At 59.3% G+C, this 1,188-nt stretch carries 2 protein-coding genes; one reads left to right on the top strand and one right to left on the bottom strand.

From position 1 onward, the window contains the following. On the bottom strand, positions 1-998 hold a 998-nt coding region (locus BQ17_RS19540), incomplete at its 3' end, for a porin (RefSeq protein ID WP_089730002.1). Here BQ17_RS19540 and BQ17_RS22985 point away from each other — a divergent pair. Further along, a partial coding sequence (locus BQ17_RS22985; RefSeq protein ID WP_218068362.1) for a hypothetical protein occupies positions 982-1,188 on the top strand: 207 nt, incomplete at its 3' end. The genes BQ17_RS19540 and BQ17_RS22985 overlap by 17 nt on opposite strands.

Raw genomic sequence — 1,188 nt, 5'->3', positions numbered from 1 at the left:
CCATACATGCCCTTGATCATGTTGTTGCCGAAGGCATAGCCGAGCTGGCCCTGCCACAGATCGGCGTCGTTGTCTTTACCGTTGATCTTTTCCACGAAGTCGATGGCCTTCTGCTTCTCGTAGATAGCACTCAGGTAGAAGCCACTCAGATCCCGGATGCCCAAACCGACACGCCATTTCTTAAAATCCGCGGTGTTGACGGAGTTGGCGGCGTCGAGGAGGGTGGTTGCGCGTGCGATCTCCGCGGGGGTGCTGCTGGGATCGGCGAGGATGTCCTGGGCGGTGGTGGCGACGGCCTTCTCAGTGCTGAGTTGGTCGGTCAGCACCTCATAGGCGGCACTGGCGTACCAGGGACCATTCCCGTAAGTGGCGGCGAGTGAATAAGCCTCAGCCAGGCTATCCGACTTGCGGTTTCGGAGTCCATCTCGCGTGCTTGCGGAGCCAGGTATGGTGGCCGCAGTGAACTGGAAGCCGCTGAAGCTGGGGGTGATGTAGGTAATGATGTTATCGGCATGGATATCGTCGAAGCCGACGGTGCCTGCATAGTCGGCCATGGTGTCATCGAACATCTCCAGCGGGACGGTGGAGACATGGAGCGGGGTATCGTGACGGCCGACGAAGAAGGTACCGAAGTCACCTTTCAGACCGACGTAGCTGTCACGCATCTCGAGCCCGGTCTCCCCGCTGCTGGTATTGAACTCGCCGTCAGCGATATGGTAGTTCCTTTCGTTGGCCAACGGTATACCGAACTCCACCTGATAGATGGCCTTCAGGCCACCGCCGAGGTCCTCGGAGCCCTTGACGCCGAGACGACTGGCACGGGTAGCACCTTTGCCGATCCTACCCCGGTTCAGGCCCCAGCCTTTGTAGTCGATCTCCTTGATATCGAACCAGTCGATACTCACGTGGGCCTTGCCGTAGAGGGTGGCGTCGGCTAGGGCCGCCGCCGGGGCAGTGACGGCGGCCGCAACCGCCAGGGAAATGAGCTTTCTGTTCATCGGGTTCTCCCCTGTTGTCGATTTGCCGAAAATCCGCAGTAGTAACCAAACGCAGGATGGCTATGCGTGGAACGCAAAAAACGGGGCCGAAACCCCGTTGTTCCACGGACAATCCAAGCCGGACTCAGAAGTCGTGGATCATACCGAGCGAGAAGCCCTTCCAGTCACCCTCGTCGGAGCCTTTTGTGTC

The organism is Candidatus Thiosymbion oneisti, assembly GCF_900092655.1.
Classification (GTDB): Bacteria; Pseudomonadota; Gammaproteobacteria; order Chromatiales; family Chromatiaceae; genus Thiosymbion; species Thiosymbion oneisti.
The sequence above is the reverse complement of the archived record's forward strand: the minus strand, read 5'-3'. Positions and strand labels throughout refer to the sequence as shown.